Origin of the sequence: uncultured Ruegeria sp. (assembly GCF_947497005.1) — a bacterium.
GTDB lineage: Bacteria > Pseudomonadota > Alphaproteobacteria > Rhodobacterales > Rhodobacteraceae > Ruegeria.
Genome location: NZ_CANMFF010000001.1, coordinates 85447 through 111075, shown reverse-complemented (window position 1 = coordinate 111075; position 25629 = coordinate 85447). Strand labels below are relative to the sequence as shown.

Annotated in this window: 30 protein-coding genes and 1 tRNA gene; 17 read left to right on the top strand and 14 right to left on the bottom strand. The window is 56.5% G+C overall.

Features of this window, described 5'->3' with window-relative positions; genetic code table 11:
- Positions 1 to 97 precede the first annotated feature (97 nt).
- From Q0816_RS00585 to rpoD, 3 genes are all read left to right on the top strand, one after another.
- Positions 98 to 394 (top strand): hypothetical protein, encoded by a 297-nt coding sequence (locus tag Q0816_RS00585; protein WP_298846307.1) that lies wholly within the window; start codon positions 98 to 100, stop codon positions 392 to 394.
- 78 nt (positions 395 to 472) lie between these two features.
- Complete coding sequence (dnaG, locus tag Q0816_RS00580) at positions 473 to 2422, top strand: DNA primase (RefSeq protein WP_298846304.1); 1950 nt, start codon at positions 473 to 475, stop codon at positions 2420 to 2422.
- Positions 2423 to 2535: 113 nt separating this feature from the next.
- On the top strand, positions 2536 to 4524 hold the full coding sequence (rpoD, locus tag Q0816_RS00575) for an RNA polymerase sigma factor RpoD (RefSeq protein ID WP_298846301.1): 1989 nt from the start codon (positions 2536 to 2538) through the stop codon (positions 4522 to 4524).
- A gap of 155 nt (positions 4525 to 4679) precedes the next feature.
- On the opposite strand, the gene Q0816_RS00570 is transcribed toward rpoD, so the two are convergent.
- Positions 4680 to 5720: an AraC family transcriptional regulator gene (locus Q0816_RS00570; protein WP_298846298.1), complete on the bottom strand. Its 1041-nt coding sequence runs from the start codon at positions 5718 to 5720 to the stop codon at positions 4680 to 4682.
- Positions 5721 to 6080: 360 nt separating this feature from the next.
- On the opposite strand from Q0816_RS00570, the gene Q0816_RS00565 reads away from it, so the two are divergent.
- From Q0816_RS00565 to ribD, 6 genes are all read left to right on the top strand, one after another.
- Entirely contained in the window at positions 6081 to 6503 is a 423-nt protein-coding gene (locus Q0816_RS00565; RefSeq protein ID WP_367180443.1) for a thiol-disulfide oxidoreductase DCC family protein, read from the top strand.
- The gene (locus tag Q0816_RS00560; protein WP_298847230.1) at positions 6503 to 7051 is read left to right on the top strand and encodes a DUF4166 domain-containing protein; all 549 of its coding nucleotides are present in this window, start codon (positions 6503 to 6505) and stop codon (positions 7049 to 7051) included. The genes Q0816_RS00565 and Q0816_RS00560 overlap by 1 nt, the downstream gene beginning before the upstream one ends.
- 77 nt (positions 7052 to 7128) lie before the next feature.
- Positions 7129 to 7533, top strand: a complete 405-nt coding sequence (locus tag Q0816_RS00555) for a hypothetical protein (RefSeq protein ID WP_298846294.1) — start codon at positions 7129 to 7131, stop codon at positions 7531 to 7533.
- Positions 7534 to 7554: 21 nt separating this feature from the next.
- Positions 7555 to 7968, top strand: coding sequence for a secondary thiamine-phosphate synthase enzyme YjbQ (locus Q0816_RS00550; protein ID WP_298846291.1), 414 nt, complete (start codon positions 7555 to 7557; stop codon positions 7966 to 7968).
- 120 nt (positions 7969 to 8088) lie between these two features.
- Positions 8089 to 8559, top strand: a complete 471-nt coding sequence (gene nrdR, locus Q0816_RS00545; RefSeq protein WP_117869416.1) for a transcriptional regulator NrdR — start codon at positions 8089 to 8091, stop codon at positions 8557 to 8559.
- The gene (ribD, locus tag Q0816_RS00540) at positions 8556 to 9656 is read left to right on the top strand and encodes a bifunctional diaminohydroxyphosphoribosylaminopyrimidine deaminase/5-amino-6-(5-phosphoribosylamino)uracil reductase RibD (RefSeq protein WP_298846274.1); all 1101 of its coding nucleotides are present in this window, start codon (positions 8556 to 8558) and stop codon (positions 9654 to 9656) included. Before nrdR ends, ribD begins: the two co-directional genes overlap by 4 nt.
- A gap of 2 nt (positions 9657 to 9658) precedes the next feature.
- Here ribD and Q0816_RS00535 read toward each other — a convergent pair whose 3' ends face one another.
- The 3 genes from Q0816_RS00535 to Q0816_RS00525 form a co-directional block, all read right to left on the bottom strand.
- A complete protein-coding gene (locus Q0816_RS00535; protein ID WP_298846271.1) occupies positions 9659 to 11659 on the bottom strand; it encodes a capsular polysaccharide biosynthesis protein in 2001 nt (666 codons plus the stop codon).
- Positions 11660 to 11662: 3 nt separating this feature from the next.
- Positions 11663 to 12796, bottom strand: coding sequence for a polysaccharide biosynthesis/export family protein (locus tag Q0816_RS00530; protein WP_298846268.1), 1134 nt, complete (start codon positions 12794 to 12796; stop codon positions 11663 to 11665).
- A gap of 93 nt (positions 12797 to 12889) precedes the next feature.
- A complete protein-coding gene (locus Q0816_RS00525; protein ID WP_298846265.1) occupies positions 12890 to 14188 on the bottom strand; it encodes a capsular biosynthesis protein in 1299 nt (432 codons plus the stop codon).
- A 140-nt stretch (positions 14189 to 14328) separates the two neighbouring features.
- On the opposite strand from Q0816_RS00525, the gene Q0816_RS00520 reads away from it, so the two are divergent.
- The 4 genes from Q0816_RS00520 to nusB all read left to right on the top strand — a co-directional run bounded on the left by Q0816_RS00520 (position 14329) and on the right by nusB (position 17170).
- Positions 14329 to 14916: a riboflavin synthase gene (locus Q0816_RS00520; RefSeq protein WP_298846261.1), complete on the top strand. Its 588-nt coding sequence runs from the start codon at positions 14329 to 14331 to the stop codon at positions 14914 to 14916.
- Positions 14917 to 15015: 99 nt separating this feature from the next.
- Positions 15016 to 16137: a 3,4-dihydroxy-2-butanone-4-phosphate synthase gene (gene ribB / locus Q0816_RS00515; protein ID WP_298846258.1), complete on the top strand. Its 1122-nt coding sequence runs from the start codon at positions 15016 to 15018 to the stop codon at positions 16135 to 16137.
- Between the two features lie 2 nt (positions 16138 to 16139).
- Entirely contained in the window at positions 16140 to 16691 is a 552-nt protein-coding gene (locus Q0816_RS00510; RefSeq protein ID WP_298846255.1) for a 6,7-dimethyl-8-ribityllumazine synthase, read from the top strand.
- On the top strand, positions 16688 to 17170 hold the full coding sequence (gene nusB, locus Q0816_RS00505) for a transcription antitermination factor NusB (RefSeq protein ID WP_298846254.1): 483 nt from the start codon (positions 16688 to 16690) through the stop codon (positions 17168 to 17170). Before Q0816_RS00510 ends, nusB begins: the two co-directional genes overlap by 4 nt.
- Before the next feature lie 156 nt (positions 17171 to 17326).
- Here the strand turns inward: nusB and Q0816_RS00500 are convergent, their stop codons facing one another.
- Complete coding sequence (locus Q0816_RS00500) at positions 17327 to 18106, bottom strand: LuxR C-terminal-related transcriptional regulator (protein ID WP_298846251.1); 780 nt, start codon at positions 18104 to 18106, stop codon at positions 17327 to 17329.
- Between the two features lie 87 nt (positions 18107 to 18193).
- Between Q0816_RS00500 and Q0816_RS00495 the strand changes: the two genes are divergently transcribed.
- Complete coding sequence (locus tag Q0816_RS00495) at positions 18194 to 18499, top strand: hypothetical protein (protein WP_298846248.1); 306 nt, start codon at positions 18194 to 18196, stop codon at positions 18497 to 18499.
- Between the two features lie 214 nt (positions 18500 to 18713).
- Here Q0816_RS00495 and Q0816_RS00490 read toward each other — a convergent pair whose 3' ends face one another.
- Both Q0816_RS00490 and Q0816_RS00485 read right to left on the bottom strand, forming a co-directional pair.
- Positions 18714 to 19139: an SRPBCC domain-containing protein gene (locus tag Q0816_RS00490; RefSeq protein ID WP_298846246.1), complete on the bottom strand. Its 426-nt coding sequence runs from the start codon at positions 19137 to 19139 to the stop codon at positions 18714 to 18716.
- Entirely contained in the window at positions 19132 to 19455 is a 324-nt protein-coding gene (locus tag Q0816_RS00485) for a helix-turn-helix transcriptional regulator (protein WP_298846243.1), read from the bottom strand. Before Q0816_RS00485 ends, Q0816_RS00490 begins: the two co-directional genes overlap by 8 nt.
- 114 nt (positions 19456 to 19569) lie before the next feature.
- Here Q0816_RS00485 and Q0816_RS00480 point away from each other — a divergent pair, with 114 nt between their 5' ends.
- Positions 19570 to 20001, top strand: coding sequence for an MmcB family DNA repair protein (locus Q0816_RS00480; protein ID WP_298846240.1), 432 nt, complete (start codon positions 19570 to 19572; stop codon positions 19999 to 20001).
- A 5-nt stretch (positions 20002 to 20006) separates the two neighbouring features.
- On the opposite strand, the gene Q0816_RS00475 is transcribed toward Q0816_RS00480, so the two are convergent.
- The gene (locus Q0816_RS00475) at positions 20007 to 20195 is read right to left on the bottom strand and encodes a DUF6324 family protein (RefSeq protein WP_298846237.1); all 189 of its coding nucleotides are present in this window, start codon (positions 20193 to 20195) and stop codon (positions 20007 to 20009) included.
- A 77-nt stretch (positions 20196 to 20272) separates the two neighbouring features.
- Between Q0816_RS00475 and Q0816_RS00470 the strand changes: the two genes are divergently transcribed.
- Positions 20273 to 20755 carry a GNAT family N-acetyltransferase gene (locus Q0816_RS00470; RefSeq protein ID WP_298846234.1) on the top strand — a complete coding sequence of 161 codons (483 nt, stop codon included), beginning with the start codon at positions 20273 to 20275 and terminating at the stop codon, positions 20753 to 20755.
- 47 nt (positions 20756 to 20802) lie between these two features.
- A tRNA-His gene (locus tag Q0816_RS00465) sits at positions 20803 to 20879 on the top strand.
- A gap of 93 nt (positions 20880 to 20972) precedes the next feature.
- Here the strand turns inward: Q0816_RS00465 and Q0816_RS00460 are convergent.
- The 6 genes from Q0816_RS00460 to Q0816_RS00435 all read right to left on the bottom strand — a co-directional run bounded on the left by Q0816_RS00460 (position 20973) and on the right by Q0816_RS00435 (position 25614).
- Positions 20973 to 21779 carry an ABC transporter permease subunit gene (locus Q0816_RS00460; protein ID WP_298846231.1) on the bottom strand — a complete coding sequence of 269 codons (807 nt, stop codon included), beginning with the start codon at positions 21777 to 21779 and terminating at the stop codon, positions 20973 to 20975.
- On the bottom strand, positions 21776 to 22663 hold the full coding sequence (locus tag Q0816_RS00455; RefSeq protein ID WP_298846227.1) for an ABC transporter permease: 888 nt from the start codon (positions 22661 to 22663) through the stop codon (positions 21776 to 21778). Before Q0816_RS00455 ends, Q0816_RS00460 begins: the two co-directional genes overlap by 4 nt.
- 79 nt (positions 22664 to 22742) lie before the next feature.
- Positions 22743 to 23492: a transporter substrate-binding domain-containing protein gene (locus Q0816_RS00450; protein WP_298846224.1), complete on the bottom strand. Its 750-nt coding sequence runs from the start codon at positions 23490 to 23492 to the stop codon at positions 22743 to 22745.
- 33 nt (positions 23493 to 23525) lie between these two features.
- A complete protein-coding gene (locus Q0816_RS00445; RefSeq protein WP_298846221.1) occupies positions 23526 to 24302 on the bottom strand; it encodes an ABC transporter ATP-binding protein in 777 nt (258 codons plus the stop codon).
- Positions 24303 to 24448: 146 nt separating this feature from the next.
- The gene (locus Q0816_RS00440; protein ID WP_367180455.1) at positions 24449 to 25171 is read right to left on the bottom strand and encodes a phosphate/phosphite/phosphonate ABC transporter substrate-binding protein; all 723 of its coding nucleotides are present in this window, start codon (positions 25169 to 25171) and stop codon (positions 24449 to 24451) included.
- Between the two features lie 5 nt (positions 25172 to 25176).
- Positions 25177 to 25614 carry a TerB family tellurite resistance protein gene (locus Q0816_RS00435; RefSeq protein ID WP_298846217.1) on the bottom strand — a complete coding sequence of 146 codons (438 nt, stop codon included), beginning with the start codon at positions 25612 to 25614 and terminating at the stop codon, positions 25177 to 25179.
- Between the last annotated feature and the right edge of the window lie 15 nt (positions 25615 to 25629).

Here is a 25629-nt window from a genome sequence, read left to right as displayed (position 1 = left end):
TTGGCCCCGCCTGAATTTTCTGCCGCTTGAATGTTTATGGCGGCCGATTAGTTTGGCGGGTAATACAAAACCAAAGTAACGAATCCCGGAGAACTCTATGTTGCGTATCGCCTTTGTCGCGGCTTTTCTGGCCACTCCTTTGGCCGCTCAGGAAACCAAGGAAGAAAGCTGCAAGTATCAGGCTGATGTCGTGGCTGCTGTTCAAAAAGCGCGGCTGGATCGCGTGAAGGAACGCGATGTTGTACAAGCCGTGGCAGACAGCGGCCCAACATGGCCCGAGAACTATAACGCTGCGGTCCCGCTGATCACGCCATGGGTCTACGAGCAAAAGATGCGCGATGTGCGTAAAAAGGATTTGGGTGCGGCATGGCTGGAGCTGTGTCTGCAGCAATAATCCACAGCTGTCGCATTTCCTTGTGGATAAGCGCGTCATCCCCTTGGCGCGCGTATTCATTTCTGGCAGGTTTGACCAATGTCTTTGCCCCCCGGATTTTTGGATGAATTGCGCACCAGGCTGAGCTTGTCTCAGGTCGTCGGGCGTAAGGTCATGTGGGATCAGCGCAAGTCCAATCAGGGCAAGGGTGACATGTGGGCGCCATGCCCCTTCCATCATGAGAAGACAGCCTCGTTCCATGTCGATGACCAAAAGGGGTTTTACTACTGCTTCGGCTGTCAGGCCAAGGGCGATGCAATCAGCTTCGTGAAAGACACCGAGAACGTTTCGTTCCTGGAAGCAGTCGAAATTCTGGCCCGTGAAGCCGGGATGCCGATCCCAGCACGTGATCCGAAGGCACAGGAAAAACAGGATCGCCGCACGCAACTGGCCGACGTAATGGAGCAAGCGGCGCAGTTCTTTCGCTTGCAGCTAAAGACCGGGGCAGGGGCGCTGGCGCGAGATTATCTGACCCGCCGGGGGCTGGACTCGCAAGCGCTGGACCGATGGGAGATCGGTTTTGCCCCCGACGGTTGGCAAGGCTTATGGGATCACCTGCGCGGAAAGAGCGTCGAAGAGGATTTAATCCTTGGGGCCGGGTTAGCCAAGCCCTCGAACAAGGGTAAAAAGCCGTATGACACGTTCCGCAACCGGATCATGTACCCGATCCGCGATACGCGCGGGCGATGCATTGCGTTTGGTGGCCGGGCGATGGATCCGAACGACAATGCGAAATACCTGAACTCGCCCGAGACGGAACTTTTCGACAAAGGGCGCAGTCTTTACAATCAAGGCCCAGCACGTCAGGCGGCCGGCAAGGGGCAGCCGCTGATCGTCGCCGAAGGGTATATGGATGTGATTGCGCTGGCTGAAGCAGGCTTTGGCGCATCGGTCGCGCCTCTGGGAACGGCAATCACCGAGCACCAGTTGCAAATGCTCTGGCGGATCTCGGATGAGCCGATCATCGCACTGGATGGAGATACAGCAGGATTGCGCGCCGCGATGCGTGCTGTCGATTTGGCGTTACCGTTGTTGGAAGCAGGCAAGTCACTGCGATTTGCGCTGATGCCCGAAGGAAAAGACCCCGACGATCTTTTGCGCGCCGAAGGGCCGGGTGCTGTTCAAGCCGTGCTGGAAGGCGCCCTTCCGATGGTCAAGCTGTTATGGCAGCGCGAGACCGAGGGCCGGGTTTTTGACAGCCCTGAACGTAAAGCTGCATTGGACAAGTCCTTGCGGGACAAGATCAAGCTGATCCGCGATCCGTCAATCCGGTCTCACTATGGGCAAGAGATAAAGGATCTGCGTTGGCAACTGTTCCGTCCTCAGCGCCAACAACAAAGCAGGACATGGCAACCGCGTGGCAAGTGGAAATCCCAGCCTCAGCCCGCGACGCCGGGCGCGCGCAGTTCGTTTCTGGCCTCATCCGAAAACGCGGACATCCAACTGCGCGAAGCCGCTATTCTGGCGATATCAATTCTGAATCCCAAGGTTGTTGTTCAGTTCGAACATCAACTGGAAGAAATGGATTGCCACGATCCCTATCACGCAGCATTGCGCGAAGCGATTTTGCGTCACGCGATTGATGACCCGGAAAACCTGAAAGAACACATTATCGCAGCAATGGGTCCCGACGCCCTTGAAAACCTGTTGACCCTTCGCCATGTGGCAGTCATCCCCTGTGTGTTCAAACCGGGCGACGTTGAAAAGGCCGAAATGACACTGGCCGAGGAACTCGCGAAAATCAAAGCGCTCCGGGGGTTGGATGCCGAGATTGCCGAAGCTGCAGAGGAACTGTCCGATCTGGCTGATGAGGCGTTGACGTATCGGCTGGCGCAAGCCGCCGAAGAGCGCAACCGTACAAGCCGCAGCCAGAACGAAGACCGGGCCGTATTCGATGTGGCCGACAACGGCGCGCGAATCAATCGTGACGAGAAAGACGCGTTTGCGGCAATCATGTCAGGTATCAAATTCGAGCGGAAACGTCGATAAGTGGTGTTTTCGTAAGGCACTGGAAAAGAAAAACGGGTAAACGGGTGGTCGAATCACTTCAACGCGCTAATGATTCGGTTCAAACGAATCACCCATCCCTGCAGGAGCATTGAATGGCCGCCAAGGATACGAACGAAGACCGCAAATCCGACGAGCAGGAACAGGAAATCTCGCTGGACATGAGCCAGGCCAACGTCAAGAAGATGATCGCCGAGGCCCGCGAGAAAGGTTATATCACCTACGACCAGCTCAATCAGGTGCTGCCGCCTGATCAAGTCAGCTCGGAACAGATCGAAGACGTTATGTCGATGCTGTCCGAGATGGGCATCAACATCATCGAAGATGAAGAGGCTGAGGAAGAAGAGAGCAAAGGCTCGACCGAACTGGTTGCCGCGGAAAGCAACCGTGAGGTTGCGCTGGCGGGTGCCGGTGCAGAAAAGCTGGATCGTACAGATGACCCCGTCCGCATGTATCTGCGCGAGATGGGCAGCGTCGAACTGCTGAGCCGCGAAGGCGAGATTGCCATCGCCAAGCGGATCGAAGCCGGTCGCAACACGATGATTGCGGGTCTGTGCGAAAGTCCGCTGACCTTCCAGGCGATCACCATCTGGCACGACGAATTGCTGTCCGAAGATATTCTGTTGCGGGATGTCATCGATCTGGAAACCACCTTTGGCAACCAGTTGGATGAAGACGGTGATGTCGAAGAACCTGTTGTGGACGCATCCGCTGTTCAGGCCGCGAAACCTGCCAAGGATACCGGCCCCGAGCTGGATGCCGACGGCAACCCGCTGAGCAATGACGACGATGATGACGAAGACGATCAGGCCAACATGTCCCTTGCTGCTATGGAAGCAGCGCTGAAGGATCAGGTTCTGACCACGTTGGAACGTATTTCGACCGACTTCTCGATGCTGTCAGAAATGCAGGACAGCCGTATATCGGCAACCTTGAACGAAGACGGAACCTTCAGCGAAAAAGACGAGGCAACTTATCAGAAGCTACGGTCCGAGATTGTTGAGCTGGTGAATGGTCTTCATTTGCATAACAACCGTATCGAAGCGTTGATCGACCAGCTTTATGGCATCAACCGCCGCGTTATGTCGCTGGACAGCTCAATGGTGAAGCTGGCGGATCAGGCGCGCATCAACCGCCGTGAGTTCATCGACGCCTATCGTGGCCGCGAACTGGACCCGAACTGGCTGGCCGAGATGGCTGAAAAGCCGGGCCGGGGCTGGCAGATGTTCATCGAACGCTCAACCGCCAAAGTTGAGGAACTGCGCAACGATATGGCTCAGGTTGGCCAGTATGTTGGCTTGGATATCTCTGAATTCCGCCGTATCGTTCAGCAGGTACAAAAGGGCGAGAAAGAGGCGCGGCAGGCCAAGAAAGAAATGGTCGAGGCCAACCTGCGTCTGGTTATTTCGATTGCCAAAAAGTACACGAACCGTGGCTTGCAATTCCTTGATCTTATTCAAGAAGGTAACATCGGCCTGATGAAGGCGGTCGACAAGTTTGAATACCGCCGCGGCTACAAGTTCTCGACCTATGCGACCTGGTGGATTCGTCAGGCGATCACGCGCTCCATCGCGGATCAGGCGCGGACAATCCGTATTCCGGTGCACATGATCGAGACGATCAACAAGCTGGTCCGGACCGGTCGCCAGATGCTGCATGAAATCGGTCGCGAGCCGACGCCGGAAGAACTGGCCGAAAAGCTGCAGATGCCACTGGAAAAGGTTCGCAAGGTGATGAAGATCGCCAAGGAACCGATTTCTCTGGAAACCCCGATTGGCGACGAGGAAGACAGCCAACTGGGCGATTTCATCGAGGACAAGAATGCGGTGCTGCCTTTGGACAGCGCCATTCAGGAAAACCTCAAGGAAACCACGACCCGGGTTCTGGCGTCGCTCACGCCGCGTGAAGAACGTGTTCTGCGGATGCGATTTGGTATCGGCATGAATACCGACCACACTCTGGAAGAGGTCGGTCAACAGTTCAGCGTGACCCGCGAACGTATTCGCCAGATCGAAGCGAAAGCGCTGCGGAAGTTGAAGCATCCCAGTCGGTCACGGAAACTTCGCTCCTTCCTGGATCAATAAGAACAAAGGCGTCTCATCCGAGGCGTCTTTTTTTGTTCCGGCGTCTTCACGTTGGCATGTTCTCTCATCACATTGGCGAGAACGAACAAGGGCCGGGCCGTGTGTCTTTCTATATCTGCCTTGTCCACTCATGGGACGGGCCGGGGTGAGGTTTTTCAGGCTGATGACCCCCGGTCTACTGTCCGAATGGGATGAGTCACGCGGGTCTTGAAGGCGCTGGGTGGCTGACCTGTCCATCGTTTGAAAGCGGTCGAAAAGGCGGCTTGATCTGCGTACCCCAGCGAGAATGAGATTTCAGACAGGGTCATGCCATTTGTGATGAAGGTCTGCGCCAGATCGCACCTTAGATCGTCAACAATATCACGAAAGCTGGTGCCTTCATCTTTCAAACGTCGGCTGAACGTTCTGAGGCTCATCCCCAGATTGGCTGCAACATCTTCGGCTTGCAGGATCGTGCCGGGAAGGGACCGGGTGATCAATCCTTCGGCACGGGCACGGGTCAATTGTTTGGGTGACGGCGTCTCGGCCAGCAGGCGTTCACCGTATTCCAGCAAATGTTCACGCAACTTCGGATCATAGGTCGGCACCGGTAGCTCCAATGCAGACAGAGGCAAAATGATTTCAATTCCTTCGGCCCCAAAGAGCACTGGAAATCCGGCGAGCTTTTCGAAAGTCCGGGCGTGATCTCCGACCTTGTGCTGAAAGCGCATCTCAATCGGGTTAAGGTTCACCTGCGTCAGGTTTCTCATTCTGGCCAGCGCAGCGAACAACAGGAATTCGGTGCGTCTGTGATAGCGGGCAAAGCTGGCGTCCTTCCAATCAACCTCAAGCGCTGCAAAATTTCCAGCGACACGAATATTGAGAGAGATGGCCGGGTCGATGATCCCGTGAAAGCGCGAGAGGTTTTCCATCACTTGCTTCAGATCGCGTGAGTATTTGCTGATATACCCAGTCACGGTCGAAGCCGATGTAACCCCGAGCCCTGCGCGTGCTGCAAATGTAATGTCGCCAATCGCATCGCAGGCGTGTCGGATGAACAGAGCCTCTTTATGCGCGCTGTAGACTGCGGCGGGGGGTGCTATGTCTTGCGGTCGCAGCCCAGTCTGTTTCAATATCCGTTGAGATACCTCGGTGACGCCAGTGTGGCGATCCAGTGCCCGGGTCAAAATATGCAGTCGGCCGATATCTACATCCATCGCGGAACAACACCCTAAGTTCTCAGATATTTTTGCAAGCTATCACAGAATTCACGTTTCATGACCGGTGGTCGTGGCTAGAGGGATTTTGCAATGGCGTTTTCTGAGTTGGCAAGCTCTCGAAAGGTTTTGACTGGAACGAACATGCACCGTTGCGTGGCACATCCCAAATCAGCAGTGTTGCCGGGTCCGTACCTTTATGGGGATGAGGTCAGAGCCTCGGAGAAATCACCAGTCTCCGCTTGGAGCTCCCCGGCACACATTTTTCCTTTCACACGTGTCGCATTGTTCTGCGACGCCGGATTTGTCACCCTGCTTCAAAAGAGTTTCGCCTGTGTCGGGATAATGCGGGATAATGTTGTGAATACAGATGCCTATGTTGGAAACCTGATCGTGTTCGATGGTGAATGCGTACTGTGTTCCGGCTTTTTTCGATTCATGCTCAAACGCGACCTGCGCCAATCTTTTCAGTTTGCGACGGCGCAATCTCCGCTAGGGCAGAAACTGTTTTGCGATCTGGGTCTGCCGACGCAGGGCTTTCAGACAAATCTGGTGATCGTGGAAGGCGCGGTCTATCAGCACCTGGACGCGTTTGCTGCCGCGATGCGTCAACTGCCTGGTTTGTGGCCGCTGCTATCGGTGTGTCGATTTCTGCCCAGTTTCGTCAAAAATCCGGTTTATCATCTGATTGCGCGAAACAGATATTCAGTGTTTGGCAGATTCGCGACCTGTTTGATGCCTGGACCCGATGTGAAGGCTCGCTTTGCGCGGTACGGGTATTGATGATATCTGACCCGTTTTTGCAAACGCTGAGCGAGCTGGAGGATCTGCCACCTTCGATCCGCGCGTTGCACAGCACCGAAGGCCATTATGTGGGCCGATGCGACATCGAGCGTGGGACGGGCGTATTGGTGGCTTTGGTAACGCGTCTGGCGGGGTTTCCGTTTGGAGGAACGGATGTTGCAGTGTCAGTTCAAATACGCGCAGAGGACCAAGTCTGGCATTGGGAACGAGACTTTGCTGGCCACAAGACCCGTTCACTCTTGGTCTACGATGAGAAAAGGAAATGCGTTCGGGAAACGTTCGGAGCGATTTCGATCTGGCTGCAACCCAACTGGCAGAACAGCGCACTGTACATCAAAATCCTCCGCCTAACGATTTTTGGGATTCCAGTGCCATTCTTTGCGCGGCCACGTTCAAAAACAATTGAATGGCAGGATGCGCAGGGCCGATTCAGGTTTGACGTGTCGGCAGAAGCGCCGGGATTAGGCTTATTGATCCGATATCAGGGCTGGCTCACGCCGGATCACGCTATGCGCGGCGCAGGCTGAATTGATCGTGAGGTGCCTGTCCATCGGGCGAAGTTCGCCTAACTTATTTGGAACACACAATCAGGGAAGAATTAACGATGAAACAGTTATACACCTTTGCCGCGCTGGCAACCGTGGCCTTCAGTATTCCCATGACCGCAGATGCTGCTCGGAACGGGTATCGAACGGAACCCATCAATGCGACCGAATTCGAAGTCATCCCGCGAGGCGATCAGCGTGCCGAAGGTTATTGGTGCGCAGCGGCGGATTACGCGCGGCGCACATTGGGCGCAGGCTGGAAGGACCAGATATATGTCGTGCGGGGTTATGGGCCGAGTGTTACGACCGGGCGCAAAACAGCGGTTCAGTTTTCGACCAAGCAACCTGAGAATGTAGGCGCGCAACCCAGCAGTTTTGTGTCTTTCGGTTTTAAGCCCGGTTACAGTATGTCTGTACAAGGCGCGAATGCCAGGTGTAACTATCGACCGTTCTTCAACGACTGATAGCCTGACAGGATTGCCAGAATGCAGACTGAGTTCGTAATGCGCACCCAAGGGCCGGGGCTATACGAATTCACGTCCGATGTTCGGCAATGGCTTGCACAGGTGGCGAAGGATGGGGTTTTGACCCTGTTCGTTCGCCACACGTCCTGTTCATTGCTGATTCAGGAAAACGCGGACCCCGAGGTTCAAACCGATCTTCGGGCTTTTTTCGAACGGCTAGTTCCACCGTCAGACAATCCTGCAATGTCGTATCTGCGGCACACCTATGAAGGCCCGGACGATATGCCAGCACATATCAAGGCCGCGCTTATGCCGGTTTCACTTTCGATCCCTGTGTCTCAGGGGCGACCTGCGCTTGGTACATGGCAAGGGATTTACCTGTTTGAACACCGTACTGCGCCCCACCGAAGACAGGTTGCAGCGCACCTGACCTGACCCTTTATTTAGCGGTTCAATTTTCCGACTACCCAAACCCTAGCGGCTGCCCTATAGTTGTGGATAAGTAAGCCGCAGCGCTTACAAAAAGTGGCCGAACATGGTACGAGGAGACGGCGGATGCGCTGCCCGTTTTGCGGAAATATCGACACTCAGGTGAAAGATTCACGCCCGGCAGAGGACCATGTGGCAATCCGCCGACGCCGGTTCTGCCCGGCCTGTGGCGGGCGTTTCACGACCTATGAGCGTGTGCAACTGCGTGATCTGGTTGTAATAAAGACCAATGGCAAACGCGAAGACTTTGATCGCGACAAACTGGAACGCTCCATCCGTATCTCCATGCAGAAGCGGCCGGTTGATCCTGAACGGATCGATCAGATGATTTCGGGTATCGTGCGGCGACTGGAAAGCATGGGCGACACGGATATCCCGTCCAACAAGATCGGTGAGATCGTTATGGAAGCTCTGGCGCGGATTGATACCGTCGCTTATGTTCGCTTTGCGAGTGTGTACAAGAATTTCCAGGCGGCCGATGACTTCGAGGAGTTCGTCCACGAACTGCGCCCGCCGCAGCCATCGACTGACGAGTGAGCGAAACAGATAAGCGATTTATGGCGCTGGCCCTGTCTTTGGGGCGGCGCGGCCAGGGGACGTGCTGGCCGAACCCCGCCGTGGGCTGTGTCATTGTGCGTGATGACCGGATCATCGGGCGCGGATGGACTCAGCCCGGCGGGCGCCCGCATGCCGAGACCGAGGCGTTGGCGCAGGCTGGACAGCCCGCGCGTGGCGCGACTGCCTATGTAACGCTGGAACCCTGTGCGCATCACGGCAAGACACCGCCCTGCGCCGAAGCCTTGATCGCGTCAGGCGTGTCCCGTGTTGTGGCCGCCGTGGAAGACAGCGACCCGCGTGTGGCGGGGCAGGGTTTTACCATGCTGCGCGAGGCAGGGATTGAGGTTGTAACGGGCGTTCTTGCGGAACAGGCAGAACGGGATTTGGCGGGTTTCTTCCTCAAAACAGAACAGGGCCGACCTTTCGTGACGCTGAAGATGGCCAGCAGTTTTGACGGGCGTATCGCGACCTCGACAGGGCACAGCCAATGGATCACCGGAGCACAGGCGCGTCGTGTGGTCCATGCGGTGCGCGCTCGTCACGACGCGGTGATGATCGGGGCAGGGACCGCACGAGCCGATGATCCCTCGCTGACCGTTCGGGATCTTGGCATTGAACATCAGCCCGTTCGCGTTGTGGTGTCGCGCCATATGGACATATCCCTGATGGGGCAGTTGGCCCGTACAGCATCAAAGATTCCTGTCTGGCTCTGCCATGCGCATCACCCGGATGCCGAGCGTGCGAAAGCCTGGGAAGGGCTGGGCGCCAAGCTGATCCCCTGCGCGTTGAAGGACCACCATATCGATGCGTTGGATCTGCTTCAGCAACTGGGTCAGGTCGGTCTGACCAGCGTGTTCTGCGAAGGTGGGGCTGCGCTTGCGGCCTCGTTGCTGGCCGAGGATTTGGTGGACGAACTGATCGGGTTCACTGCCGGTTTGACCATCGGAGCCGAAGGACTGGCCGCGGTCGGGACACTTGGTCTGGAAACGCTGGAGGCCGCACCGAGGTTCGATTTGATCGAAACGCAGGCGGTCGGCGGGGATGTTTTGCACCGTTGGCGCAGAGCGTCGGAATAACGTCAACGCCAAAGATGAGCGTGCGTCGCGAACGCGCCCTGCAGCTTTGCCAGGAAACGATTGAACGGACCGGACGGTGCCGAATACCCCAGCGCCAAGCGTTCAACAGCCACTTCGACAGGGCAGGGTTGTCTGGTGATCGGATCGAAATAGCGCGGATAGTCAATCAAGGTGGCGTGCACCAAGCCCATCAACGACGGCCGTGCACCTCGCCTGACGGGAACGGTATCGAGATCGGTGGTCAGGCCCCATCCCGCATAGAAGGGCGCGCCCAGAGTCGTGACCTTCACCCCGCGCAACAATGCCTCGAACCCCAACAGCGATGTCATCGTCCACACCTCGTGCACCTGCGGCAGCAGAGAGGCGGGGTCAATATAGGTCACAACAAGGTCCGCAAGTGCCTCTGCGTCTATCTGGCCATCCCGTAGCCCGGCTTCGACATCTGGGTGCGGTTTGTAGATCAGGATCGCATTGGGGTTGGCCTCGCGCGCGGTTTGCAGCAGCGCCAGATTGCTGCGCACTGTGTTGGTGCCCAACAGGATCGAGGCATCATCCTCAACCTGCCCGGGCACAAGAATGCGATGTCCTTCGGGCAGAGGCGGCGAGGGCTGGCCCGTGTTGTATTTACTTAAGCCATCGGCCAGCAACCTCTCAACAAGGCGTTCAGCGCGTAATTCCTGATCCAGACGCAGAGTTTCACGCTGGCTGATCAGATTTTCCAACTGGCTAGGCTTTGTGGGGTCGTAATAGATGCCGATTTCGTCGGTCACCAAGGACAAGGGCGGTACAAGTGCTGCTCCCAACCCGCGCGACCGCAGAAACCCGTCCTCTACCCGAACAGCCCCTTCACTGTCGTGTGCCTGATTGGCCCAGACCATATGAGGGCAATCCGGTGTGCCGGGTTGCGTGGGTGTAAATCGCAGTTTGCCATACTGCCCGAAAATCTGCTGCAAATGCCTGCGTTTCCACAAGCGCATACCCGAGGCAGTCCACCCTTTCCTGTCCTGTCGCCACGCGCGGGTCTGCGCCTCCAACGTGTCCAGAACCGTTTCCAGCTCGCATAACTGATCACGATAAGGGTCGTACCAAGTCGGATATAGCAGCATCGCAGCCGCAAACAGTTGCGCGCGGGTCAGATTGCGCTGGCGGCGCAGGACTGGGAATTCATCCTGCGTCAGGCCCCAACCGGTGTAGAAGGGCTGACCAAATACGCGCGGCTTGTGACCGGCCAGGATCGCCTCGAACCCCAATTGCGAGGACATTGTGTAGACTGCGATGGCCCCGTCAAGCAGGGGCCAGGGACTGATCGGGTCATTAAACCGTAGAATCCGGTCTGACAGGTCCTGATCGGTGAAATGCCCCTGACGATGACCAGCCTGCGTTTCTGGATGTGTCTTGATCAGAATGCGCGCGCCGGGGTTTTCCTCTTGCGCAATCACCAGCATTTCAAGAAACCGGGCACGATCCGCGCCGCTTGCAGTGACCGCTGCATCGCCAACCGTTTGATCGATCACCAGAACATAGCCGGGGTCGGGGGGCGTAAGATCCAGATCGAATGCTGAATACTTGCTGAGATGCAGTTCCTTGACCCGCTCCATCGCAGCGCGCGCGCGGTTCAGCAGCGCGGTGTTGTCCAATGGATCAGTGGTCAACAACTTCTCAAGATCTGACGGTTGGGTTGCATCGAAGTGCGGGCCTGTGCGGTCCAGCAACAGGCCTAACGGAGGCTCACCATCGCGACCCGGGTGCAGAGATCTGAGAAAGGAATCTTCGACCCGCAGAACCGGAGTGCCGTGTTTTTCAGCGACCCGCAGGCCCCGATGTGCCGTAGGGCTGTTGCCCCAAACACCTACGCAGTCGCCTTCTTTGGGTAGACCCAGATGAACGTCATATCCGGTGAGCGACAGGATTCTTCTGAGCCGTTTTTGCGTCAGAAAACCACCATTATAGACAAACAGCCGGGTGCGGTTGGCCCCGGCTGAGCTGTCCGGTTCGGGGATCATCCATCAATTACCGGTTAGCGTGGCAACGTTTGCAATGGGCGTCAGGCCACCTGCGATAAGCGAGATCGACTTGCTCCACTGTGCATAGGGCGCTTCGGTCACGTAGATCGTGTCATCGTCCCGGATCACGAAATCCCGCGCTATGAACAGGCCGTTGGGTGCTGTCAGGTTCAGCAGGTAGATCATACGCTGGTCGCCCTTCAGGTCTGCGCGTCCTGTGATACTGCGGGCAACGTCCTGGCGTTCTTTACGCAGGATAAAAATACCGGTCGGATCAGAGGACAGCGTCAGCAAACCACCGACCTGGGCCAGTGCTTCCAGCGCGGAAAGATCCTGGCTTTCAAAGGCAACGCGCGACTGTCCGCCTGTGGCACCCAGTGCGATATATGATCTGGAGTCTTCTTCTACCAGAATGCGGTCGCCGCCGCGCAATGCAACGTCTAGTTTGGGATTTCGGAACAGATCTTCGTACCAAACGGTGCCTCTCTGCCCGCCTCGGATTAAAGTCACCAGCGCAATATCAGAAGCGACAGAGACCCCGCCCGCCTGAGACAACATGCCAAGCAGCGAGCGTGTCGGTCGCTCGATCGGGTAGATGCCCGGGGTCGCGACGGTTCCTGTCAAGGAGACGGTGGATCCGTCACCCGCAACGCGCCGCACCTCGATCTGTGGATCAGGTGTCTGCTCCTGCAGCTTGCTTGTAATCAATACGCGAAGCTGCTCCGGCGTGTTCCCTGCAGCTCGAATTCGTCCTGCATAAGGGACAAAAATGAACCCGTCGCTATCGACCTGGACCTCATCCAGCGCAGTCGCCGCGCCGGTTTCGCCAGACAGCAACCCGTCGTCGACGTTTTCCCATATGGTCAGTCCCAGCACATCACCGGGACGGACGGTATCAGCCGTCAGTGTCTGGGCACTGCTGAACGAGGATGAAAAGCCGAACTGAGGAACTGCGGACGTAGCGCGTGTCACGCGGTCATCGACCTCGACCACAAACGCATTGCCGCCGTTCTGGACCGCACCGGCCAGAATTTCTGTCTTGTTCGGCCCGGATTTCGGAAGTTGGCAGGCTGCCAGCAAGCCGATTGCGGCCACAAGGGAAACCCCCCGCATCCATCGCTTAGGAGAGAATTGCACTGCCGGATATCCTCAGTCTTTTGTATCAGTCTTTTATAGTTGCGGGCAGATTACCCTGTAAGTCGCTCAACTTCCAGTCACAGAGCACCCGAACTACCGGACGATTTTCAACTGTGGCGTCTGCGCCTCGTTCTTGTGCAGAATAGATTGATAGGGATCGCTGTTGTTCAGCATCATGTCTACGGCGCGGCGCAACAATTGTCTGCGTCCGCGACGGGAATAAAATCCACCGGGCAACTGACTGGTTTCCAGTAGAAACCGCCGATAACAACGATAGGATTCAGTGTCCGGAGCATTGGGATCAGCGAAGAATGCCGCAATTGGTTGCTGCGAGACGAAATCGGCCTTGTCATATACAGAGCGTCCGAAGATGCGTAGTGGAATACCCCGCCACAAAACCTGCTGCCCGGCCGTGGAGTTCACGGTGACGGCTGAATTTGCTTCATCCAGCACTCTCGCCAGTTTGCCGCCAGGGACATAGTGAACCCGGTTCTGGACGCCATGTTTCTTGGCAATCTCAATGGCGCGCTGATGCAAGGGTTCGCGATGGTTCTCCAACGGGTGCTCTTTCACGACCAGCCTGTGGTGTGCTGGTGCGCCTCTCGCAAAACCTGAGATAACGTGTTCAAGAAAGTCACACATTCCTGTGTAATCGGAATGAGCCTGTACGGAGCTGTCATGCCCGAGTTGCAGCAAAACGAGATGATATGGGAATCCGCCCCATCGGACACGTGTCGTCGCGACGCTACGTTGCAGTCGATGAACGGGCATCAACATCAAGCGTCTGAAGTACAATCTGAATTCCTGCGAAACCGGCAGTTCTCGATGTGGCCGGAAATTGCGGTACCGTTTGTTCAGAAACATCACGAACCAATGATAGAGGGCACCATAGAAGATATGTTGCCGCATATCCCCCCAATGTGACGGTGGCGGCGGCGTTTTGCAGTCTGACTGTTCCAAAGCCTGCCGCATCTGGTCGACATCCAGCGACATGAGGCGCGAGTTGCCATTCGATCCGTCCCGCTCATATGTCACCCACCAGGGGCGCAGATAGCCTTCTTCGAAGACGTGGATTGTCACTCCAATAGACTTCGCGATCTCAACTGCACGGGCATGGATCGGCCTAGTGTCGCCATAAAGAACGATATCCGTCACGCCCTTGTCGGCGATCAATCTTTTCAACATTTCAGGCCAATCGTCTGGCTGGTCCAGAAATGGAATGTATCTGGCTTTGTCAAACCAGAATGCCTGATCGCCAGCATTGAACCCGACGCGCCAGACCTGAGCCCCGGTGGCGCGCAACATGCGTCCCAGGGCTGAAAAAAAGGGTCCATGAGGTCCCTGAAGAAACAGGAAGACCCGATCATGAGAGCCTGAGGGCGCGTGCGGCATCTGGACTGCTCTTTTGGCTTTGTTACCGAAACTATGCCCGTTTGGGCCGTGTACGGCAAGGTGGGGCTTGCCCGCACGGCCCGTTGGGCTTACCTCGACAGGGAGGGTCAGGCACAGATTAGGAACTGAGGGTTAACAGAATGTTCACAGGGATCGTCACCGACATGGGCACTGTCACCGAGCTGGAGCAGCAGGGAGATCTGCGAGCCCGGATCACGACAGCTTATGACACGGCCAGCATCGATATCGGAGCCTCGATTGCCAGTGATGGCGTGTGCCTGACAGTGATCGCTCTGGGCGACGATTGGTATGATGTACAGATCAGTGCCGAGACGGTTTCGAAGACCAACCTTGATACATGGACAGTCGGCAAGCGTGTCAATCTGGAGCGAGCGCTGAAAGTTGGTGATGAACTGGGCGGTCACATTGTTTCGGGTCACGTGGATGGCGTGGCCGAAGTGGTCGCAGTTGAGGATGAAGGCGACAGTACCCGTGTTACCTTGCGTGCGCCAAAGGATCTGGCGCGGTTCATTGCCCCCAAAGGGTCGGTTGCACTGAACGGCACATCGCTTACAGTCAATGACGTGAACGATTGCGATTTTGGCATCAATTTCATCCCTCACACCAAAGAAGTCACAACCTGGGGCGATGTGGGCGTGGGTGATCGGGTCAATCTTGAGATCGATACGCTGGCGCGGTACGTGGCGCGTCTGGCCGAGATGTCCTGATACGTCGCGTCGGAAAGCACCTGCGCCGTTTGTGGACTGGTCTTTGCGCCCTCAGTGGTCTATTCCGCCGTGCAAACATGCCATGTGAAAGGCTGCCCCATGAGCTTTGAAACCCCCGGACCGGTCGAGGCCCAGCTACGCGACGCGATCAGCCCGATCGAAGACATCATCGAAGAGGCGCGTGCGGGCCGGATGTATATTCTGGTCGACCACGAAGATCGCGAGAACGAAGGCGATCTGGTGATCGCAGCCGAGTTTGCCGATGCCGGGGCAATCAACTTCATGGCCACCTATGGGCGCGGTCTGATCTGTTTGCCAATGACGGCAGAACGGGTCGATGCGCTGGAATTGCCGATGATGGCCGTCAACAACTCGTCCCGGCATGAGACGGCCTTCACTGTCTCGATTGAGGCGCGTGAAGGTGTCAGCACCGGAATTTCTGCCGCTGACCGTGCGCTGACCGTCGCGACTGCAATCAATGAGCAAAACACGATGGCGCATATCGCCACCCCGGGCCACGTCTTCCCTTTGCGGGCCAAGCGAGGCGGGGTGTTGGTGCGCGCAGGTCATACCGAGGCCGCGGTAGATATCTCGCGCCTTGCGGGACTGAACCCGTCGGGCGTGATCTGCGAGATCATGAAAGCGGACGGAGCCATGGCGCGCCTGCCGGACCTTGTGGAGTTCGCCAAAGAGCACAACATGAAAATCGGCACGATCAGTGATCTGATCAGCTACCGGTCGCGCAACGACAACCTGGTGGTCGAAACCTCGCGTGAAACAGTGACCTCGGAATATGGCGGTGAGTGGGAAATGCGGATTTTCACCGACCAGACCCACGGCATCGAACATGTGGTCATGGTCAAGGGCGACATCACCACGCCAGAGCCCGTTCTGACACGTACCCATGCCCTGCACGAAGCGCCGGATATTCTGGGTCTTGGGCCGAAATCCTCGCGCGAGCTGCCGCGAGCCATGGAAAAGATTGCCGAGGGAGGCCGCGGTGTGGTCTGCCTGTTCCGCCAACCGCGCAACTCGCTTTACGCGGCTGAGGACGAAGGCCCACGCACCATCAAGCAAACCGGTCTGGGTGCGCAGATTCTGTCCAAGATGGGCATTCAGGAACTGGTGTTACTGACCGACTCGCCGGAAACCGTATATCTGGGGCTCGACGCGTTTGGCCTTTCCATCGTCGGCACCCGTTCGATCCTGAAGGAAGACTGATCATGGCTGAACAAGACAAACACGGAATTCTGCCGACACCCAGCTTCGACAAACCGGTGAAGCTGCTGATCGTGGCGGCCCCGTTCTATCGCGCGATTGCCGACAACCTGATCGCCGGCGCCAAGGCCGAGATCGAAGCGGTTGGTGGTACCTGTGACGTCGTCGAGGTCCCCGGCGCGCTGGAAATTCCTACCGCCATCGCAATGGCCGACCGTCAGTGCAATTTCGACGGCTATGTCGCGCTGGGCTGCGTCATTCGTGGCGAGACCACGCACTACGAAACCGTCTGCAACGATTCCAGCCGCGCCATCCAACTGATGGGCCTGCAGGGGCTGTGCATAGGCAATGGTATCCTGACCGTGGAAAATGACGATCAGGCCGAAGTTCGCGCCAACCCGGAAAAGATGAATAAAGGCGGTGGGGCGGCCGCTGCGGCCTTGCATCTGATCGCGCTCAGCCGTAAGTGGGGCTCTTCCAAAAAGGGCGTTGGCTTCAAGCCGCCGTCCGAGTCCATCCTAGTGGCGGGCGACAGCAACGGACCCACAACAGCATGACCCAGACAGACGCGCCGAAACCGGCCAACCAGAAACGCCTGATGAAATCCGCCGCCCGGCTTTATGCCGTGCAGGCGCTGTTCCAGATGGAGCAGTCCGGGCAGACGACCGTGCAGGTTGTGAACGAGTTTCTGGATCACCGTTTTGGCGCTGTCTATGAGGGTGACGAAATGCTGGACGGCAATATCTCGGTCTTCCGGTCGCTCGTTGACGATGCGGTGAACTATCAGGCCCCGATTGACCAGATGACCGACCGTGCGCTGGTGGCCAAATGGCCAATTTCGCGCATCGATCCCACCCTGCGTGCATTGTTCCGGGCCGCCGGTGCCGAACTGACACAAAGCGACACACCGCCCAAGGTTGTCATCACTGAGTTTGTCGATGTCGCGCGGGCGTTTTTCCCAGAGGGTAAAGAGCCGAAATTCGTCAATGCCGTGCTTGACCACATGGCGCGCGAGGCACAGCCCGAAGCGTTCTGAACACAGCAGAGCAGCGATGAAATAAGGCGCGGTGGTTGTGTGACCAATCCGCGCCTAAACTTCTAAAATAACTACTCAAAAACACCGACGATTTTCACCACTCACAGGTTTTATCCACGGTTCAATCAGCTTAGCGCCTCTGACGGATGGGGCTAGCTATCGTTTCCGATAGGGTGTTGGTGAGATCAAGCCCAACTGCATCGCCCGCACCAAGGCGGATTCACGGGTAGGAGCCTGCAGTTTCTGCCGAGCACTTTGCAGATGGGCACGGATTGTGACCTCGGACAGGTTCAGTGTGTCCGCGATCCTCTCGTTGCGAAAACCTTCCGCCAGTAATGTCAGTACTTCGGTTTCCCTTGGCGTCAGTTCTAGCTCTCGGTCGACCAGAGAGGCGATGTCATAAACTCGCCCATGATCGTCGGGGGTCTCAGCCCCAAGATTTGTAGCCAGAATTGTTGCGAGGATACGCATGCTGCGATCCTGCCCGGTCATCACTTCATGCATCTCGGGACGGTCCGAAGCCAGAACGACAAGTTTGGCCTCGTTGTCGGGGCAAGGGACGATAAGCGAGAAAAGGTGAATATAGCCTGCTTCATTTAGCCCGTAATTCAGCCTCACGGTCAGCTCGGAATGACCATCTTCAGCGCGCAGGCTGGCGGCTTGCACATACAGACTTTCGGTGCCGTTATAGACCTGAGCCAGCATCGGATCAGCCTCAGCGTACCCTCCGCGCTCATATTGCTCCAACCAAGGCTTTGTCATCGAACTGCGCACCCAGTGGATCTGCCCGGTCTTAGGGGTGAAACACAGCATGTTCAGGGCGTTGATGCCCAGTTCAGCCAATCGGTTCAGTGTGAATTCCCAACGATCGCCGTCAATCTGAAATGTGGAAAAGTCGTCAACAAGGTCCAGAACGAATTGGTCCAGTTCGTTCATTGCGTCTCCGTTAAATTGCCGCACCCGGTGTGGTTTACTGCACCCAAGCATGCGCTATCCTGTTCACGATAGGCAAGGAGAGATGCGATGCCGAAACTGATCCGCCTGTATATCACTCAAGTTGTCTGGGGTTTTGTCATCTCGGCCGTGTTTGTCGGAGTGCTGCTGGCCCTGAATGTCGCAAACCTGCGCCACCTGATCACTGGCTCCGAGGTGGGTTTGGTCGCGCTGGTGATGATCTGGTTCATGAACGGTATAGTCTTCGCCGGCGTACAGTTCGCTTACAAGATCATGAGCATGGCCGAAAAGCCGCAGGGGCCGCGCGGGGGTACTCCGGTCGTTCACAGCTTTGAACCGGCAACTGTGAAACAGGAAGCCCGCACAGGGCGCTGAGATTTCAAGGAAAGTGCGGCGGGACCACCAGTCAACCGTGCGGTTTGATTCCCGAGGACCTGTATGTACAGGTGGGCGCCAGGTAATCAGGCCAGGACCTGAACAGAGCCAGCCCCCTCGGAATTGCTTAAGGCCACCAGAATGCTACCGGTCACAAGAAGGGCAGAACCCGCCACGCGCTTAAGTAGGGCGTCTGACGGGTTCGCACAAGGGGTCAGGCATCAACAGTTTCGTGCAGTGCCGTGCGCATCTTACCAAAGTGTTCGTCCCAACCCTTGTCCAGTGCCAGAATCAGGCCAAAGGCATCCGCGCCCTGTGGCAGACCTTCATGCAGCAGATCCAGACGCGTTCCGCCGGCCACGGGCTCCAACGTCCACTTTACGGTGCTCACGGCGTCGCCCATGGGTTTCACGGTGAACGTGTATTCCAGATACTTGTGGGGTTTGACAGCGCGAACTTCGCCCCAGATCAACAAGTCACCGCTGGTTGTGCCAAACATCTCAAGTTTCTGACCTTCTGCCAGTGTTCTTTCAGGTTTGTGAAACCATTCTGCCAGGCGATCGGGGTCTGTGAGATAAGCCCAAACGGTTTCCGGTTTTGCCCGAAGGAATATAGATTTCTTCAATACTGCATCAGTCATTTTGTTTCCTTTCAATAGCTTCCTTGAGAGAGTTGAGGCGATCGTCCCAGAACTGGTCGAAATAGCTGAGCCAGTCCAGCACAGGGGCCATACCCAAAGGTTCAAGTCGATTAATGCGTTCCCGACCGCGCACTTCGACCGAGATCAACCCGCCATCCGACAACACCGTCAGGTGTTTCTTGACCGCAGCCCGGGTCATGTCGAACCGGTCGGTCAGTTGCCCGATCGTCATCTCCTGACCAGCCAACAGTTGCACGATGTCCCGGCGAGTGGGATCAGCCAGCGCACGAAACGCGTTTTGAGTTTGGTTTTCCATAAGCAACCTCAGATGAGATACCATTTGGTGTTATATTAATGCGATACCAAAAGGTACCATGTCAAGGCGCAAAGGCGCTTTACTTTTGTTCACTAATTGTTCACATTTTCAGACATGACTTTGGATCTTCAGCCCGGACAGAAACTGGCGCGTGGTGTTGCGCGGCATCTTACAGCGCATGGCTTTGTTTCCGTTGAAGAATTCGTGCCAATACGCGGTCTGCGTGTCGATGTGATGGGTTTGGGCCCCAAGGGTGAGCTTTGGGTGATTGAGTGCAAGTCCAGTCGCGCTGATTATCAGTCGGATGCGAAATGGCAGGGCTATCTGGACTGGTGCGACCGATTCTTCTGGGCCGTCGACACAGAGTTTCCGACCGATCTGTTGCCGGATGAAACGGGCCTGATCATCGCCGACGCCTATGATGCGGAAATTGTGCGTATGGCACCCGAAGACAAACTGGCCCCGGCGCGGCGCAAGAAGATGATCCAGAAATTTGCAACAGATGCCGCGCGCCGTTTGCACGCGCTGCGAGATCCGCGCTTGTAAGAAGATCAGCCTTTGACGGCGAGGGCGGCCTGTATTGCTGCGCGAATTTCGTCGGCAATTTCTTCGGCTTCTTCCGGTTCAAAATCCATCGGAATTTCGATGCCGTCAGCCTCGATGAACAATCGGATCATACCCTGATCGGTCGGTCCGATTTGCAGATTCGCCTGAATGTCGCGTTCGGTATTGATGCCCATCTGTGCCTCCGAGACTGAGCGTTCCTGCTAGCGCGCACGGGGTTGAGAATCAAGTCACCTTTGAGGTCAGATAAGATATGGAAGATGTGGTTCTCAGATCGTTTCGAGCCGAAGATGCCGCTTGGCTGGTCGAACAGCACGGTATGCTTTATGTACGCGACGAGGGGTTTGATGATAGCTTTGCCCCCTTGGTGGCCTGCATCCTCGACGATTTCATTGCCAATAATGATCCCTATCGGGATAGGGGTTGGATTGCTGAACATGCCGGACAACGGCTGGGCAGCATTTTCTGTGTCGGTATTGATGAGAGCACGGCTAAACTGCGTCTGTTTCTGCTCGTCCCCGAGGCACGCGGACTTGGGCTGGGAAAACGGCTGTTGGAAGCCTGCACAGGGTTTGCACGCACGGCCGGTTACCACGAAATGGTTCTGTGGACGCATGAAAGCCATACCGCCGCCTGTGCGCTCTATAAGGCTTTTGGATGGGAATTGATCGACAGCAAACCAGTGCATTCCTTCGGTGTCGATCTTGTCGAACAAAGCTGGAAATTTCGGCTTTAATTCTCTTGCATTCCACGGGCGCGTTCGGTACATCGCCCCTCACGAGTGCCGCCTTAGCTCAGTTGGTTAGAGCGCTGGATTGTGGATCCAGAGGTCCCCTGTTCAAGCCAGGGAGGCGGTACCATCTCTCCTGAAAAGACCGACGCCTTTACACATTGATGTAAGGGTCAGACCTTTGTTTCGATTTTGAATGCTGAGGTTTCAAGCGCGCCGAAAGTCAACGCGCCAGGTTCAATCTGAACCGCATCTTTGTTTGTCTGGCGACGGGAAGGTGCCGATTCAGGCGCTTGTTGATCAGGCCAAAACCAGAGACGATCGCTAGCGTCAGCAGGATGAAATAAAACGCCAGGATCGGATAGGGAACAAACGGATTGAATGTCTTGTCCGCAAAGTAACTGGCGTAATACAGGGCATCTCCGCGTTGCTGCCAGGCCGGGAAGGCCGAAAAGAACACCAGCGTGGTGGCATGGAACAAAAAGATTGCTTCGTTCGTATAGGCGGGCCAGGCAAGTCGCAGCATGGTGGGCCAGACGATCCGTCGGAAACGCGCCCAACCGGACATGCCATAGGCATCTGCGGCCTCAATATCTCCCTTGGGAATGGACCGAAGCGCGCCATAGAATATCTCGCCGGAATATGCGGCGGTATTCAGAAACAGCACGATCAACGCCCCCAGCCAGGCCGAGGTGAACGCGTCGAACATCGGGTAGGATTTCTTCAGCGAAAGAAAGAAGAAATAGGCAAAGAAAAACTGAATGAACAAGGGCGAGCCGCGGAACAGAAAGATGAACCATTCAGAAGGCTTGCGAAACCACTTGTTGCTGGATGCCTTTCCAACAGCCAACGCAGTGGCCAAAAGAAATCCGGTCGCCAACGCCATGATCCCGAAGTAGATGTTCCAGATCATTCCGGAACCGATCAGGGTGAACTGTTCGCACAAGGTAAAGTCGTTCTTGGGCAGAAGGCGTTCCCCTATGCCAACCGAGCGCAGGCCGTAGTCTTGAATGGTCTGAATACAGCTCATGCCGTGGTCTCCTTGCGCAGAAGTTCTCCGCCGGATGTGGCCTGTCCGTGGGACAATCGGCGCATCAGCCTTTCAAGCCCGAGTTCCGAGATACGGGTCATGCCGAGGTAGAAGATCAGCAGGAACAGGAAGTACCACATGCGCCAGTCGCCATGGGGGTATTGGGTGAACTTCGAAGTTTTGGTGCCGCCTAGTTCGCGGGCCCAATACACGATGTCTTCGACGCCAAGCAGGAACAGAAGCGGTGTCGCCTTGATTAGCACCATCCACAGGTTGGAAAGACCGGGCAGGGCATAGACCCACATCTGAGGCACCAGGATTTTCCAAAAGGTCTGGCGGCGATTCATGCCATAGGCTTCGGCGGTTTCAAGTTGCGCATGCGGTACGGCGCGCATGCCGCCGAACAGGACATTGGCAGCAAAGGCGCCAAAAACGATAGAGAATGTGATGACCGCAAGGAAAAAGCCATAGGTTTCATGCACCCACTCCGGTGCGGTCCCCAATGGCAGCTTGGCGGCCTGGCAGACAAGGAAGTCATTGCCCTGGCGGATTGGATCAGTCCAATCCCGGCATAGAACCTTGTGGCGAATCCACTCGAACCCCTGATCCAATGCAATGACGAAGAAGAGAAAGAAGGCGATGTCGGGCACGCCGCGCACAATGGCGATATAGGCCTTACCCAGCCAACTGAGTGGGGGGAAATGCGACCGTGCGGCCATGGCGCCGGCAAATCCGAAGCTAAGCGCTACAGGGGCGGTCACAGCCAGCAAGGCCAGAACCTTGATGAAAGACAGGTAGAACGACCAGTGGACGCCATTGGTCAGGTAGCACGAAAACCAGCGAAACGTGCCCAGCGTGTCAGGATCAGCGCAGTAGGAGAACATGTGGCGTCTTTCGAACGTCTGTTCCGGCTAAGCCGGGATCGGCCCGGCACTGAAGCGCCGGACCGGGGTACATCAGGTATTAGTTGGTGACGACCGAACCGTCAGAACCATATGTTGCGGTGCCTTCGCCGAACCACTTGATCAGCATTTCGTTCAGCGAGCCGTCAGCTTTCATCGAAGTGATGCCTTCGTCGAACTTGCCGCGCAGCTCCCCATCGCTTTCACGCAGACCCATGCCGACGCCACCACCCAGTGGAACCGGGTCACCGATGAATACCAGCTCACCACCCGATTCCTCGACCAGCGGTACCAGATAGTCGCGATCGGCCAGAACGGCATCGGCTTCACCGTTTCGGACGGCTGCGATGGTTTCTTCCGGGGTCGCGAATTCCACCAAGGTTGCGCCGGATTCGGCGACGTGGCCTGCCTGAATCGTGGCAGTTTGTGCTGCAACGACTCCACCTTTTACGTCTGCCGCGTCAGAGGTCGCGACATAGGCCGAAGCGGTCGGCGGGTAGTAGTCTTGGGTAAAGTCGATGACTTCATCGCGTTCGTCGGTGATCGACATGCCCGCAATGATGGTGTCGTAGTTGCCCGAGACCAGGTTCGGAATAATCGAATCCCAGTCGTTCTTGACCCACTCACACTCCAGATTTGCGCGCTTGCACAGCTCGTCGCCGACTTCACGCTCGAAACCATCGATCTCGCCGGCATCATTGATGAAGTTATACGGAGGATAGGCGCCTTCGGTGCCCATACGGACCGTGTCGGCCATGGCGATACCGGCAGTCAGCGCCAGCGCTGCAGTGGACAGAATCAGGTTTTTCATTGGTTACTCCCCAGTTTGGTTCTGTTTTTGTAGTTAAGCCGCCTGAGTGGCGGAGAGAAAGCCCCGAAGCCGTTCGGATTCGGGTGACGTAAAGATATCTTCGGGCGTGCCTTCTTCCTCAATCAGGCCCTGGTGCAGGAACACCACGTGGCTTGAGATGTCGGCCGCCATTTTCATGTCATGAGTCACGATGATCATGGTGCGCCCTTCGGCCGCCAAGTCCTTGATGACCCGAATGACTTCCTGTTCCAGCTCGGGGTCCAGGGCCGATGTAGGCTCGTCGAACAACAGGGCCTCGGGCTCCATACACAGACCTCGGGCAATGGCCGCGCGTTGTTGCTGACCGCCGGACAGTTGCGCCGGGTAGACATCGCATTTGTCGCCGATGCCAACCTTGTCCAGATACTTGCGGGCGCTGTCCTCGACCTCGGCCTTGTCGCGGCCCAGAACGGTCACAGGGGCTTCCATCACATTTTGCAGGATGGTCAAATGCGCCCAAAGATTGAATTGCTGAAACACCATCGACAGGTTGGTACGGATGCGCAGAACCTGCTTGGGATCTGCAGGGCGGCGGCCATGATTTTGCCCGGACCACTTGACCGGTTCGCCTTTGAACAGAATTTCGCCTTGCTGGCTGTCTTCCAACAGGTTGCAACAGCGCAGAAGAGTTGATTTGCCAGACCCGGACGACCCAATCAGGGAAACCACGTCGCCCCGATGGGCCGTTATATCTACCCCCTTCAACACCTCCAGATTACCGAAGCTTTTGTGAAGGTTTTTGATTTCGATGACGGGAGCGGTGTCTGTCACGGGCAGTCCAGTGGTTTGTGGTGTTGGTGCGGTACTAGGACCGAAAAATTAGCTCAATGCAATGCGCAAATCACAGAATCAAGCTGAGAAACAACCAAATTGGTTAAATTCAGTCGACAAATTGGGCAGTCGTTGACCTGTAAATCTTATGGTTCAGGCGGAGAGGGAACGGCCAGATAGGCAGCGACCGGAATTTCAACCAGCCCCCGAATATGCAGCAAGCGTTTATCATCATCGCCAAGTTGGTCAATGGCGGCACGAATGGCGCCTGCGATGGCATTCGGGTTTTGGCCAGTTGCAGTGATGTAGGGCAGGGTCGGGGTGGGGTCTGTCCGGACCAGCTCGTGCAGCCTGTCCCCAAGATCGGTATGCTGGCGGAGCATCAGCCAGGTCAACAAATCCAGAGCGGCAAAATCTGCTTTTCCGTCTACAACCGCCATAGCGGAAAGCGCGTGTCCGCCCGTTTCCAACAGCGCGGCAGGGCGCAGGTTTGACTGAGACATGTGTGTGACCGGGGCCGCCCAGCCGGATTGAGACAGGGCCTCGTTATACGCAAAGATGCCTTCACAAAGACCGCCAATATTGCGAGTGTCGTCGCGGCGCACCACAAAGACCGAGCAATAATGTCCGGGAGAGCAGTCAGGCAAGCCATAGTCCGGCGTGCCCACCAATTGCACCTGACCATGCAATCGTGTCCGGAATGGCATGCCACAGGTCTGAGCAAGAACCAGATTGGGATCCTGCCAGACCTCCCACACATCTCCGTCGCGAGTAAGGCGTTCTGGCCCATACCCAAGATGGGCGCGAATCAAGCTCCAAAACCGATCATTGGCGGCTTGCACCGCAGGCATGTCATACATGCCTAGCATTGCAATCAAGATTTTGCGGCCCTTTGACGTGCCAAAGCGGAATCTACGTCACTGACGCCCAGAAGACTGACAACCAGCCGCAGCAGCGAATCTTCCTCGCCCGTGCGATGCCCATCGGCCAGAGCCACGGACCACAACGCCTGAACGACCGCCAATCGGTCTTCATAGGCAACCGCCTCTTTGATGGCACGAGTGAAGCGGACAGTGTCCGGGGCTTCTGCCTCAAGATCTTCAGCGCGGGCGCGCAGGGCGGCGCTTTCGAATGGGGATAGACCGTAGCGTTCTGCCGAGATTCGGTCGATCCTCGCCATCTCCGTGTCAGAATAGTCATTATCGGAACGTGCCAGACGCACCAGCAGGGCCGTCAGGGCCAGGCGGGCATCATCTTCAACAAGCGGGACGGGCTGAGGCTGTGTAAGCCTGGAAAGAAAATCACTGAACATGCGCTAGATATAGCG